We start from the raw sequence: 12,232 nt of genomic DNA on the forward strand, positions 1-12,232 counted from the left end.
GGTAGTCGACTCGGCAACGTTGTTCGCCGGCCCGCTCATCGGGACGATGCTGGGCGACTACGGCGCCGACGTGATCAAGGTCGAGCATCCCGACGGCGACACCCTGCGCTCCCTGGGCTGGGAGCGGGACGGCGTGTCGCTGTGGTGGGCCACGGCCGCGCGCAACAAGCGATCGGTCACCCTCAAGCTGTCCGACCCCGACGGCGCCGAGGCCATGCGAAGGTTGCTGGCGACCGCCGACGTGTACGTCGAGAACTTCCGTACCGGCACGCTGGAACGGTGGGGCCTGGGGTGGGAGACGCTGCACGCGCTGAACCCCCGGCTGATCATGGTCCGGACCACCGGGTTCGGCCAGACCGGGCCCTACGCCAACCGTCCGGGGTTCGGCACGCTCGCCGAGGCCATGTCCGGCTACGCCTTCATGAACGGCTTTCCGGACGGGCCGCCGACGCTGCCGCCGTTCGCCCTGGGCGACGGAGTGGCCGCGCTCACCGGCGCCTACGCGACGATGCTCGCGCTGTGGTGGCGTGACCGCAGCGGCACCGGACAGATGATCGACCTCTCGATCGTCGAGCCGCTGTTCTGGATCCTCGGGCCCCAGGCGTCCGTGTACGACCAGCTCGGCATCGTGCAGCAACGCACCGGCAACCGCGCGCCCTTCACCTCGCCGCGCAACGCGTACCAGGCGCGCGACGGCGTGTGGCTGGCGGTGTCGGCCAGCGCGCAGTCGATCGCCGAGCGGGTGATGTCGCTGGTCGGCCGCTCGGATCTCGTGGTGCAGCCGTGGTTCCGGAGCCACTCCGGCCGCATCGAGCATCAGGACGAGCTCGACGCGGCGATCGGGTTCTGGATCGCGCGCCGCGACGCGGACGAGGTGATCCGGGCGTTCGAGGAGGTGCACGCGGCGGTCGCGCCGGTCATGTCGATCGCCGACGTCGTGCGCGATCCGCAGTTCATCGACCGCGACATGGTCACCACGGTCGAGCATCCCAAGCTCGGCCCGCTCAAGATGCAGAACGTGGTCCCGCGGATGTCGGCCACTCCGGGCAGCGTGCGCTGGTGCGGGCCCGAGCTGGGCGCCAGCAACGAGGCCATTCTCGGCGACGAGCTCGGCTACTCGCCCGCGGAGCTGGCCGACCTGGTGGCCAAGGGCGTCATCGCCGCTCCGCCCGGCCGTCCCGGCGAACCGGCCGGCGACGACGCGGCGCCGGCCCGATGAGGACCACCGCCACCCCACCGATCCGGGTCGACGGGCACGTGGCGGCCGGCTTCGAACCGGTGGCTCGCTGCTTCGCGGACCGGGCGTTCGAGGTCGGCCAGGGCGGAGCCGCGTTCGCGGCCACCGTCGACGGCGAGCTGGTCGTCGATCTCTGGGCGGGGTACGCGGGCGAACACCCGTGGCGGCGCGAGACCCGCGCGGTGCTGATGTCGGTGACCAAGCAACTCGCCACCCTGGCCCTGGGCCGGCTCATCGAGCGCGGTCAGCTCGACGTCGAAGCGCCGGTCGCGCACTATTGGCCTGAGTTCGCCGCGGCCGGGAAGGCGGCGGTCACCGTCGCCGAGCTGCTGGCCCACATGGCCGGCCTGGTCGTCGTGCCGGGTTACGAGTCCTTTCTCGGTCCCGACGGCACCGGCTGGGACCAGCGCGACGAGATCGTGGACCGCCTGGCTCGATCGCGCCCCGCCTGGTCCGCGGGGTCGGCGAGCGGCTATCACGCGCTCACGATGGGCTGGCTCGTCGATGAGCTGGCCGAACGCGCGGGCGGGCGCAGCGTCGGGAGCATCCTGCGCGACGAGATCGCGCGGCCCTTCCAGCTCGACCTCGACCTCGGAACACCCAGGTCGTCGCAGCGGCTGGTGGCGCCGATCATCGGGCCCGGCGCCCGGCCGAACCCGCCGGGACGCCTGGGCGACGGCCTGCAGGACCCGGGGTCGCTGCTGTCCCGAAGCCTCTTCGCGGTGGACGGCCGGACCCTGCACGACAGCGTCGATGTGCTGCTCAACGACCAGGACCGGCTGGCCATGGAACTGCCGTTCGGCAACGCGACCGGTACGGCCCGCTCGCTGGCGGTGCTCAACGGCGCGCTGGCGGCGGGCGGGCGGCTGGGGAACGGCTCGGTGCTCCGCCCCGCGACGATCGAGTTGCTGACGCGCGAGCGCTTTCACGGCACGGACTGCCTCACCGGCCTGCCGGCCCGGTGGGGCCTGGGAATCCGGCGGAACCTGCCCGCGACACGCGGGGCGACGAGCTCATGGGGCCCGCATGAGTCGGCCTTCGGGTTCGATGGTCTCGGCGGCCAGATCAGCTTCACCGACCCCGGCGCCGGGGTCGGGGCCGGTTTCGTCCGCAGCAACTTCACCTGGACATCCGAGCTCGGCCGGCGCCTGGTCGACAGCTTGTACTCCTGCGTCCGCGAGCGCTGCGCCGCTTGCCGCCGTGGCGTCGGCGGACTGCACTGACGACCGCCTGATTCCGAGTACGACACCTGAGGAGACACATTGGCAGCAGCAACCATTCTGGAACAGGTGGGCCGCCGGGTCCGCCTGGGCCTTGTCGGCGGCGGTATCGACTCGGTCATCGGTGCGACCCACCTGCTGGCGCTTCGCGCCGACGGCCTGGCCGACGTGGTGGCGGGCGCGCTCAGCATCGACCCGCAGGTCGGTGCGGCCTCAGCGCGCGCACTCCTGCTCGACCCGGCGCGGGGGTACCCGACCTGGCAGGCGATGCTGGCGGCGGAACGCGATCGCGCCGACGGCATCGACGCGGTCGTGGTGATCACCCCTCCGCAGTCGCACGCGGAGATCGCGTCCGCGTTCCTCGACGCCGGCATCCACGTCCTGTGCGAGAAGCCGATGACCTCGACGGCGGAGGAGGCCGATCGGCTGGTCGCCACCGTCGCGTCGCGTGCCGCCCTGTTCGCGGTCACACACTGCTACACCGGCTATCCCATGGTCCGGCAGGCGCGGGCCATGATCCGATCGGGCGCCATCGGAGCGGTCCGCCTCGTCGAGGGGCAGTTCGCCTCCGGTGAGCCCGGCGTCCTGCGGGAACCCGCGGACCCGGCCCAGCGGCACTGGCGGTTCCGGCGGTCCTCCATGGGACCGGCCAGCGTGCTCGGCGAAGTCGGCACCCACGCGCACAACATCGTCGAGTACGTGACCGGGCAGCGGGTCGTCGAGGTCAGCGCACACCTGAGCACCATCGCCGAAGGACGCGAGGTGTACGACAACGCCTACCTCACGGTCGAGTTCGACGGCGGCGCGGTCGGGCGCCTCTGGTCGAGTTTCGTCGCCGCGGGCAATGAGCACGGGCTTGAGTTCAAGGTGTTCGGCACCGACGGTTCCCTGCATTGGCGGCAAGAGGAACCGGAGCACCTCTGGCTGCTCCGCCCGGGAGAGGCGGCGACGCGGATCACCCGGGGCCTCGACAGCAACGACGCCGATTCGCTCTCCGCGACGCGGATCCGTCCCGGCCATCCCGAGGGCTACCTCATGGCGTTCGCCGCGATCTACCGGGACTTTCTCACCGGCGTGCTCCGGGCCGTCGCCGGGCAGGACGAGCAGCCGGAGATGCGGCACCTCCCGAGCGTGCACGACGGCCTCAGCACCATGCGCCTGATCGACGCGGCGCTGGCGTCGCACGAGCGCGGCGGGCTTCCGGTGAAGGTCACGTCCGGCCCCTCGATCGGGGGTACCGATGTCTGACGCACGCGTCCGGATCGGCATGTTGGGCGCCGGGTTCATCGGCCAGATGCACTCGCTGGCCATGCGGTCAGCCCGGTACACCCGGTTGCAGCCGGCCATCGAAGCCGATCTGGTGGTCCTGGCCGAGGCCGACGCCGGCCTCGCGCGTGAGGTCGCGCACCGGTACCAGTGGCGGCACACCACAACGGACTGGGGCGTGCTGCCCACGCACGAACTGGATCTGTTCATCAACGCCGGCCCCAATCACCTGCACCGCGCGGCGTGCGAGGCGGCCGCCCAAGCCGGCATAGGGCTGTTCTGCGAGAAACCGCTCGCGCCGACCGCCGACGAGGCGTACGATATCTGGCGGATCACGGTGCGGCACGGCGTCCTTCACCGCTGCGCGTACATGCATCGGTTCATCCCGGCCATCCAGTTCATGCGCCGCCTCGTGCGCGAGGGCGAACTCGGTGAGATCACCAATTTCCGGTCCAGTTTCCTGCTCGACATGTCGACCGACGGTGCGACTAGCTGGCGCTTCGACCGGGCCAAGGCGGGCGCCGGCGCCATCGGTGATCTCGGCTCGCACCACATCGACGTCGCCCGGTTCGTGGTGGGCGAGGTCGTCCGGGTGTCGGCCATGGTCGCCTCTCGGCACGAGGGCGCGAACGACGACGCGGCGGTCGTCACGGCCCAGCTCGACAACGGCGCCCTCGCCGTCTTCGACGTCAACCGGGTGAGTCCGGCGCACGACCTCAGCGGTCGTATCGAGATCGACGGCACCCGTGGATCGGTGGCGTGGCACATGCAGCGCCTCAACGAGGTGGTGATCCGCAAGCCCCGGCAAGGTGCGCGAACGGAGTTCGTCACCCGGCCCGAGCATCCCTTGGAAGGGTTCTGGCTCCCCGGCGGGATCCAGGGATCGCATCCGCTCGGCTGGAACGAGTGCTTCGCCCATCAGAGTCGCGACATCCTCGGGCTGGCCGCCGGGCAGCTGACCGAGTCTCCGGCCGCGACCTTCGAGGACGGATACCGGGTGGCGCAGGTCGTGGACACCGTCCTCGAGGCCGCGAACACCGGCAGGTCGATCGCCGTCGACTACCGGCCCTCGCCTGCGGCGGCGACCGTCTCCGGCTCCGCTGCCGATCGGTGAGCGGGGCCCGGTGGACGACGTCGTTCACCGGGCCCCGCCCGGCGGAAACGACGGGGCCGGGCCACGCCGCCGCGTGACCCGGCCCCGTCGTCGATCTCAGACGTTGTACGCGCAGCCGGCCGGCAGCACGCGGGCGCGAAGCCCCCGGCGGACCCGGTCGACGGCGAGCAGGGCCAGGCCGAGCGCGACGCTCAGCAGGGCGGTGCCGTCCGGCGCGGCGCCGAGCGCGACGATCGTGTGCTGACCCGCGGCCGTGGCCGGGGGCACGGTGACGGCGTGGCTGAAGTCGCCGTTGGCGTCAGTGGTGAGGGTCAGGTTCGTGGCGCGACGGCCGGCGCCCGCCGCGCCCTCGGCGTGCGCCGCCGCCGACTCGTCCCTGGAGCTCTCCCCCGACGTTGTCCGGGCCGTAGGGTTCGCGCCGCGACGAGCGCGGATCCTGCTCGCGAACGGCGTCAACTGCCGTCTGTCGTGACAGTCTCGAGCCGTCCGGTCCGGCGGGCCCAGACCTCGAAGACGAGGGTCATGAAAGGGCGGGACGGACGCGGCGAGGGCGAGCACCGTCGTCCAGGTGATGCTCCATCGCAGGCGGTCGGCGAGCAGCAGGGTCACGGTGAGGTAGGCGATGAAGGCGGCGCCGTGGAGGGCCCCGAAGATGCGGACGCCGAGCTCGGTGGTCCATCTCCACACCTCGAGTCCGGTGCTGCCGTTGTAGCCGGTGACCAGCCGGCCGGAGAAGGCGACGACCGTGCGCGCGGCAACCGTCGTCCCACACCGTCGGCAACACACCCGCCGCGGACGAACCCGCACCGTCCCAGCCGCCGGGCCACGCAGCACCCGCTCGCGAGCCCACCCCCACGGCGCCAGCCGATCCCCACACCCAGGACACAGAAGACCACCGGCGGCCAGCCGCCGCTCGACCGAACCAGCATCGACCTCTACCGTGAGCACAGCGCCTCCGTGCGCTACCCACGGCCCTCCCGGCACTCGGCCAAGAGATCACCGGGAGGGCCGCTGCATATCCGTCGTCGGCACGGTGCCGCCGCCAACGAACCCACGCAACCCCGCCACGCCCGGCACAACCTCATCGGCACCCCGAACGCCGCCTCGGCCCCTGCCCATCAGCATCTTCAGAGACGCTCAACAGCCATCGACGCCCACGCCGCGGTGATCGAGCCCGCCACCTTCGACCTCGCCCAGCAGATCCTCACCGAGCGGGGCGAGATGCCCGCCAAGAAGGCCCTCGCCTCCTCCGACTACCACCTCACTGGAAAGATCAACTGTCCCGCCTGCAACCAGCGCTACCTCGGCACCAACGCCCACGGGCGTAGTCGCACCTACCGCTACTACACCTGCTACACCCGCAACCGGTACGGCGTCGACCGGTGCGACGCACCCCGCATCGACGCCGACGCCCTCGATGCGCTGGTCCTCGCCGCCCTCCGCGACTTCTACACCAACCGCCTCGACCAGGCGCAACAGGCGATCGCCGCCGCCCGCGACGAGCAGCACCAAGCGCGAGCCGGCTTCCAGCACGAACTGGCCGACGTCCAAGAACGGCTGGCAGCCAAGGAAGCCGTGATCGACCGGTACCTCACCGACTACGAGGAAAACAAGATCGACCGCGACGCCGTCGCCCGCCGCATCGACAAGCTCTCAGAAGAGGCCAGGCAACTTCGCCACCGGCAGGACGAGCTGACCGTCCTCATGGGCGTCGACGACGAAGAACCCAGCGTCCATTACCTCACCGACATCCGCGACCGCATCCATGAGATCATCAGCAAGGGCACGTTCCAAGAGCACAAGGCGATGTGCGAGGCCCTCCTGGACGAGCTACGCATCGAGGAGAGCACCGCTACGCCGATCGTCCGCATCCCGCTCAGCCGGGCCGACATCCCCGCAATCCTCGAACTAGACACGCGAACCGCCCCCGAGGGAGCGGTTCGCAAAAGTCGACCAATAGTGGGCCGGACGCATCACCATGCGAACCCCGTAGCCACCATCGCGGGCGACCCGCTTCCACTGCCTTCAAGCAGGTCACGCCGTCGGGGTGATGCCCGATGACCCATGATCACAACGGGCTCGACGCCGTTCTTGCCTGTCTCGGCAAGCATGATCCGTTCCGCCATGCGCTCTGGGAGGCGCTGGCCCGGCCCACGCCCAAGGCGGTCCGGTCGCGGTTCGTGATCGAACTCGTCGCCCAACTGCAAGACTCACTGACCGACAGCTTCGCGACCGAGACGGAGGCGTACCAGACCTTCGTCCGAACCGCCTCGATGCTCAACGCCTTCCTTCCCGAGGGGAGGCGACGATGACAGACGCACTCGAATCACCGCTGGTCCGGTTCGCCGACGCGGAACAGCGTAACCCGTTCCGGCTGCTGCTGGACCTGTACGACCGCACGGTGGGCGGTCCGGCGGCAGCGAGCCGGGAGGACATCCTCGCGGAGCAGGCGCTCGCCGCGGCGGTCGTCTCATGGTGGAGCCGGTGGCAGCCGGCGTCCATCCACGCCGCCTTCCGCGCTGGGGCGAACCTGGCGGACATCGCCGCCGCGACCGGCCTCGAACCCGCCGAGGTGGTCCGGCGGTGGCAGCGGTGGACCGATGTCCAAACGCGGCTGATCATCGGCGGACGTCCCGCCGTGGACATCGAGGAGATCCGGACCATCCGGCGGCGGCTCCGGGCGGAGGCGGCCCGGTGACACCGACGCGGGCCGCGCGGAATGTCAGCGTGGCGGCGGTCGCGACGATTGCGGCGTGGTCCTCGTGGAGCCTCATGGTCCACGTCGCGCTGCGGTACGGGGAGCGTCCGGAGGTCGCGTATGTCCTGCCGATCTCGGTCGACGGGATGCTGATCGTGGCGTCAGCCGCGATGGTCGAGGATAAGCGCAACGGGAACCGTGTCCGCTGGTCAGCACGGATCGCGTTCGCCTCCGGTGTGGCGGCCAGCGTGGCCGCGAACATCGCCGCCGCGCAGCCCACTATCGGTGCGCGGATCGTCGCGGCCTGGCCCGCCGTAGCGATGCTCCTCGTCGTCGAAATGCCCGCGCCAAACCATCGACCCGTTCCGCGAACACCTCATCACTGGGCAACAACCCAGACGAGCGCACTGACGAGTCCGTACCCATTCCCCTCTACGAATTACCCATTCCGCTGGCCCAGTCGGCGTCCGATCCCATCGCGACGCGAGGTCCGCCTACAGACGACGGTCTGTCGGCGGATGCGTCACACGGCAATCGCCGACGCCACCGTTCGGGTCCGACAGCGGACGTTGTCGCAAGGATGCTGGCGGAACGTCCCGACGCGCGCCCCGCGGACATCGCCGCCGAGGCCAGCGTAACTGAGCGACATGTCCGTCGCCTGTTGACGTCCAGGTCCCCCGCTTTGTCCGTTCTGGACCAGGAAGATGGCGCTGACATCTGACATCGGTTGGGCGATCGCGGCGTATCAAGTGTTGGCGAGCGGACAACTGCCCCCGGCGGGAGCGCAGTCGTTCCGAGGTCGATCTCGTCTTCGTAGCCAATCACCGAGGACCGGCTGGCCGCCGCCGGTACAGGTGCTCAGGCGCATTGGTTACACCAACTTGTACAGCGAGCCATGCTTGCTCATCATCGTGGCCTCGACGGACTCGGCGAGTGCGGAGTCGCGGATGAGGACGCCGAACTCGACGTTCAGGTTCTCGGCGGAATAGCTGAAGTTGGCGCTGGTAAGCAATAGCAGTTCGTGGTCGATCACGATGAACTTGGCGTGGCTGCGCACCCGGCTGCCGTTCGGCAGTTCGGCGGAGCGGTAGACCGTCGCGCGTGGTAGCTGTGCCTTCACGCCAGCGGCAGCGACGACGTTACCGTCGACGTACACGGTGACGACGACGCCGGGCTGCTCACAGGCATCTTTGAGCACGGACCACATCTGCGAAGAGTCCTGGAAGTTGTACGTAGCTGCAGTAACCGATTGCCGGGCTGCTCGCACGATGCGGTGGAACTCGCTCGTGAGGTGTCCAACGTTCGCTTCGTTGCCGGGCATCGTCCAGACGGGTGTCAGTTCGCGCAGTACGGCTTTCGCGCCGGCGATTGCGTGTAGCGCGCTCACGGTGCGCTCACGGTGCGCTCACGGTCGGCGTGCCCGAGTGCCGCTGAGGCGAGGAGTAGTTTGACGGTCTCCCTACGTGCGGCGGCAATCTCGCTCAGCGCGGCGAGGGTGTGCTGCCCGGCCTCGATCTGGGCGGCGAGTCGCTGCGCCTCGGTGGCGGTCAGGAAGCTACCCAGTTCGGCGAGCGGGTCAGATGCCATGGACGCTGCCGAAGAACCCGGGCACCGTCGGACCGTCCGCGGTTGGGAGATCGAGCAGGAACCGCCGGTCGAGGAATCGGTTCGCCTTCTCACACGAGGTCTCGGAGGCGAAGCAGCAGGTGTGACAGGCCGCGCCGTGCAGGAAGTCCTCTGGGTCCGACGGGGTGCGCATGGCGCACACCGGGTCCGAGGAGCAGCGTGCGGCCCGGCGCAGCGCGGACAGCACGATGCCCTGAAGCCGGCTGGGTTCGGACAGCGCGACAAGTCCGCCGAGGGTGCCTTCACTATCTGAGGCGGTCGTGCAGATGAGCAGGCCAGCGGCGGCCTCACGCTGAGGCGCCTCGTTCCAGGCGTAGATGCGCTCGGTGAGACTCGCGGCACCGTATCCGGAGTACATCGCCATCTCACGAATGAGGATGTGCGAGAACGTGTGGACGAGCCAGTACCTCGGGCCGGGCAGACGAGTATCGGGATTGACAATCTTGGCAGTCTCTGAGAAGCGGCGGGCGAAGTTGCGGCGGTGCGACTCTCGGTGTGCCTCCCACAGTGCCGTGCCCTCGACCGTGGCCTCCCACTTGGCCACTGCGTCGAGGTCGAACTGAAGGAAGATGCCTTCGCCGCGGTCCTCGGTGGCGGGCACCCAGGTCGGCTTGCCGTTGCGTGTGAGGTCAACTAGGCGTGAGGCGAGGTCGTTCACGCGGTCCATCTCGTCGAGGCGCGTGAACCCAAGCACGGCATTGACCCGCTTCATCCGATTGACGCCGACCACGCGGGCGATGTACGGATGCAGGCCGGGGCCGCGCTGCATCTCGGTGACCATGAGCCCGGTGTTGTTCTGCTGTTCGGGGAACAATGCTGGCTTCTGGAGGTACCGCCACTCGGGGATCAGCAGCTCGATGGGGTCCCAGTTGGCGCGACGCTCTTCGCGGGCTTCCTCGGATTCAGGCGGTGCGAGCACCTCGGCGACGGCAGCGGCGATGTGTTTGTTCAGCGCGGTAGCGGCGGAGCGGGTCTCGATCATCCAGGCCTGGAACGCCTCGACGTGCGCCTTCGTGGTCTCGGTCGGGTCCTCGGCGGCGGCGTCGGCGTCCGGGTCCGGGGAGTGCTGGGCGAGGTAGCGGCCGAGCTGGGCGGCTGCTAGGAGGTAGTTGTAGCGGGTGGTCTCGGGATGGTTGGCGGCGCGCAGGGTCCGGTCCCAGTCGCGCAGATAGCCGGCCCAGTCCCGGGCGAGACCTTCGGTGAGCTTTTCGATCTTGAGCAGGGGCATTCCGTCACCCGTCGAGTCAAGGGGTCCAACAGCGGCGTGCTCGACTCAGGCGAACGGCTCAGACACGAAAAGAGGGCTCCCGCAAGTCGCTGACCTGCGGGAACCCTCGGCTGGTCGGGACGGCGGGATTTGAACCCACGACCCCTTGACCCCCAGTCAAGTGCGCTACCAAACTGCGCTACGTCCCGGTGCTGCCCCAACCGTGGCAGCCGCTACAGAGTAGCGCATCCCACTCCCGCCCCACACACGAGTATCCCCTGTAGCGTTTAGCCTGCTGGTATGCGGCTTGATCTTGTCACGGTTGTTGTCGAGGAGTACGACCCGGCCATCAGTTTCTTCGTCGACGTCCTCGGGTTCGAGCTCGCCGAGGACTCACCCGCCCTCACCACCGACGGGCGGGCGAAGCGGTGGGTGGTCGTCCGGCCGCCCGGTGGCGGGACCGGGTTGCTGCTCGCCCGGGCCGACGGGGAGCGGCAGCATCTGGTGGTCGGGGACCAGGTCGCCGGGCGGGTCGGGTTTTTCCTGCGGGTCGATGATTTCAACACTGCGTACCGCCGGATGCTCGACCACGGGGTCGAGTTCGTCCGGCCGCCGCGCGCCGAAGCCTACGGCACCGTCGCCGTGTTTCTCGACGTCGCCGGGAACCGCTGGGACCTGCTCGGCCCCGCCAAGGCTATCTGAGCCGCGACACCGAGCACAGGGCACCTCCTGGAAGCCAGCAGACCTGGGCCCGGGCAGCGGCCCGGAATGAGCACTGCCGGGCGGGGGCGGTTGCGGACGGACCAGGAGACGGCGCGGATTCCGCCGTGCGTCACATGGTCAAGCCGTTCAGCGGCGATGCGCTGCCACAGGTATATCAGACATCTGTCGATCCGACCACTGACCGTGGGCCGCAGCGCCAGCGCCCAGCGGTACTGCTGCCCGACACCGAATCCAGGAGCGCGACCGCCGGACTGACCGCTCCGACGCGGACGCCACGTCCTGCCGAGCCGCGGGCCCCGATGACGCGCAGGCACGCCGGCATCGCCATGGACTCCGCCGAGGCCCGACGCCGAGGCCCGACGGCGGGCGCGTCTCAAGGCACCAGGTGGATGCGCACCTTCCGCGCGTGCACCGCCGCCTCCTCCAGCACCGCCAGCCGGGGCTCCGCCGCCTCCAGCAGATGCGGGTGGCGGATCGCGGCGAGCGGGGCGAGACGGCGGTCGGCGAGCACCGCGTCGACCATGCTCTTGTCCCCGCCGCACACGAGCGCGGCGGCGACGTCGTCCGGCGCCGCGGCACCGCCGGGAGCGGAGGGCAGCAGCACCCGTGCCGCGATGTCGGCGGCCTTCTGCGCGACGGCGTCGGCCTGGTTGTCGCGGCGCCGGGCGTACCGCTGCTGCGACCACCCACCGGCGGCGGTCCGCCCGTGGATGTGGAAGCGCTCCACTTTGGATGCCGTGATCGTCGTACCGTCGACGACGGCGACCCCGACGGCGCCCTTGCGCGCCAGCAGCAGCGCGATCCGCGGCGGCGCCGGCAGCGCGGCCAGCAGCGCGTCGACGTCGGTCACACCGTCGAGCCCCGGTGGCGGGCACAGCCGCGCGGTGTCGCCGTTGCTGGCCCCGGTCAGCACGAGCCCGTCTTCCTCGGCCCCGTCGTGCCGCCCGTAGAACCCGTCCAGCCAACCCCGCAGTCGCTCGGGCGAGATCTCCACCCAGCGCCCGCCCCCGGCCGCGGGTCGTGCCGTCACCATGCGTCCACCTTGTCACAGGTCCGGACTGCGCCGACGCACCGCCCGTGGAACGGCGCCGGGCCGGAAGGCGACCGACCGCAGATCGTCCGTCAGAGTGACCCGGGCGTC

At 70.2% G+C, this 12,232-nt stretch carries 14 protein-coding genes and 1 tRNA gene; 9 read left to right on the top strand and 6 right to left on the bottom strand.

Going from position 1 to position 12,232, the window contains the following annotated elements:
- Nucleotides 1–19 precede the first annotated feature (19 nt).
- From Drose_RS27285 to Drose_RS27300, 4 genes are read left to right on the top strand one after another with little or no spacing between them, the layout of a single operon-like run.
- Nucleotides 20–1,219, top strand: a complete 1,200-nt coding sequence (locus tag Drose_RS27285; RefSeq protein WP_260724176.1) for a CaiB/BaiF CoA transferase family protein — start codon at nt 20–22, stop codon at nt 1,217–1,219.
- A complete protein-coding gene (locus Drose_RS27290; RefSeq protein WP_260724177.1) occupies nt 1,216–2,460 on the top strand; it encodes a serine hydrolase domain-containing protein in 1,245 nt (414 codons plus the stop codon). The genes Drose_RS27285 and Drose_RS27290 overlap by 4 nt, the downstream gene beginning before the upstream one ends.
- Nucleotides 2,461–2,499: 39 nt before the next feature.
- Nucleotides 2,500–3,705 carry a Gfo/Idh/MocA family protein gene (locus tag Drose_RS27295; RefSeq protein WP_260724178.1) on the top strand — a complete coding sequence of 402 codons (1,206 nt, stop codon included), beginning with the start codon at nt 2,500–2,502 and terminating at the stop codon, nt 3,703–3,705.
- Nucleotides 3,698–4,837 carry a Gfo/Idh/MocA family protein gene (locus Drose_RS27300; RefSeq protein WP_260724179.1) on the top strand — a complete coding sequence of 380 codons (1,140 nt, stop codon included), beginning with the start codon at nt 3,698–3,700 and terminating at the stop codon, nt 4,835–4,837. Before Drose_RS27295 ends, Drose_RS27300 begins: the two co-directional genes overlap by 8 nt.
- A 96-nt stretch (nt 4,838–4,933) precedes the next feature.
- Here Drose_RS27300 and Drose_RS27305 read toward each other — a convergent pair whose 3' ends face one another.
- Nucleotides 4,934–5,785: a DUF3817 domain-containing protein gene (locus Drose_RS27305; protein ID WP_260724180.1), complete on the bottom strand. Its 852-nt coding sequence runs from the start codon at nt 5,783–5,785 to the stop codon at nt 4,934–4,936.
- A 216-nt stretch (nt 5,786–6,001) separates the two neighbouring features.
- Between Drose_RS27305 and Drose_RS27310 the strand changes: the two genes are divergently transcribed.
- The 4 genes from Drose_RS27310 (at nt 6,002) to Drose_RS39210 (ending at nt 8,173) form a co-directional block, all read left to right on the top strand.
- Nucleotides 6,002–6,898 carry a zinc ribbon domain-containing protein gene (locus tag Drose_RS27310; protein WP_260724181.1) on the top strand — a complete coding sequence of 299 codons (897 nt, stop codon included), beginning with the start codon at nt 6,002–6,004 and terminating at the stop codon, nt 6,896–6,898.
- A complete protein-coding gene (locus Drose_RS27315) occupies nt 6,895–7,149 on the top strand; it encodes a hypothetical protein (RefSeq protein WP_260724182.1) in 255 nt (84 codons plus the stop codon). Before Drose_RS27310 ends, Drose_RS27315 begins: the two co-directional genes overlap by 4 nt.
- Entirely contained in the window at nt 7,146–7,535 is a 390-nt protein-coding gene (locus Drose_RS27320) for a 5-oxoprolinase subunit B family protein (RefSeq protein WP_260724183.1), read from the top strand. The genes Drose_RS27315 and Drose_RS27320 overlap by 4 nt, the downstream gene beginning before the upstream one ends.
- A 74-nt stretch (nt 7,536–7,609) precedes the next feature.
- Entirely contained in the window at nt 7,610–8,173 is a 564-nt protein-coding gene (locus tag Drose_RS39210; protein WP_260729818.1) for a DUF2637 domain-containing protein, read from the top strand.
- 233 nt (nt 8,174–8,406) lie between these two features.
- On the opposite strand, the gene drmC is transcribed toward Drose_RS39210, so the two are convergent.
- The 4 genes from drmC to Drose_RS27345 all read right to left on the bottom strand — a co-directional run bounded on the left by drmC (nt 8,407) and on the right by Drose_RS27345 (nt 10,577).
- The gene (gene drmC / locus Drose_RS27330; protein ID WP_260724184.1) at nt 8,407–8,922 is read right to left on the bottom strand and encodes a DISARM system phospholipase D-like protein DrmC; all 516 of its coding nucleotides are present in this window, start codon (nt 8,920–8,922) and stop codon (nt 8,407–8,409) included.
- Complete coding sequence (locus tag Drose_RS27335; protein ID WP_260724185.1) at nt 8,919–9,122, bottom strand: hypothetical protein; 204 nt, start codon at nt 9,120–9,122, stop codon at nt 8,919–8,921. The genes drmC and Drose_RS27335 overlap by 4 nt, the downstream gene beginning before the upstream one ends.
- Nucleotides 9,112–10,389, bottom strand: a complete 1,278-nt coding sequence (gene drmB, locus Drose_RS27340) for a DrmB family protein (RefSeq protein ID WP_260724186.1) — start codon at nt 10,387–10,389, stop codon at nt 9,112–9,114. The genes Drose_RS27335 and drmB overlap by 11 nt, the downstream gene beginning before the upstream one ends.
- Nucleotides 10,390–10,500: 111 nt before the next feature.
- Nucleotides 10,501–10,577, bottom strand: a tRNA-Pro gene (locus Drose_RS27345).
- Nucleotides 10,578–10,668: 91 nt separating this feature from the next.
- Here Drose_RS27345 and Drose_RS27350 point away from each other — a divergent pair.
- The gene (locus Drose_RS27350; protein WP_260724187.1) at nt 10,669–11,070 is read left to right on the top strand and encodes a VOC family protein; all 402 of its coding nucleotides are present in this window, start codon (nt 10,669–10,671) and stop codon (nt 11,068–11,070) included.
- A 394-nt stretch (nt 11,071–11,464) separates the two neighbouring features.
- Here Drose_RS27350 and Drose_RS27355 read toward each other — a convergent pair whose 3' ends face one another.
- Nucleotides 11,465–12,124 carry an acVLRF1 family peptidyl-tRNA hydrolase gene (locus tag Drose_RS27355; protein WP_260724188.1) on the bottom strand — a complete coding sequence of 220 codons (660 nt, stop codon included), beginning with the start codon at nt 12,122–12,124 and terminating at the stop codon, nt 11,465–11,467.
- Between the last annotated feature and the right edge of the window lie 108 nt (nt 12,125–12,232).

It is taken from the genome of Dactylosporangium roseum (assembly GCF_025264685.1).
In the GTDB taxonomy this organism is placed as follows: domain Bacteria; phylum Actinomycetota; class Actinomycetes; order Mycobacteriales; family Micromonosporaceae; genus Dactylosporangium; species Dactylosporangium roseum.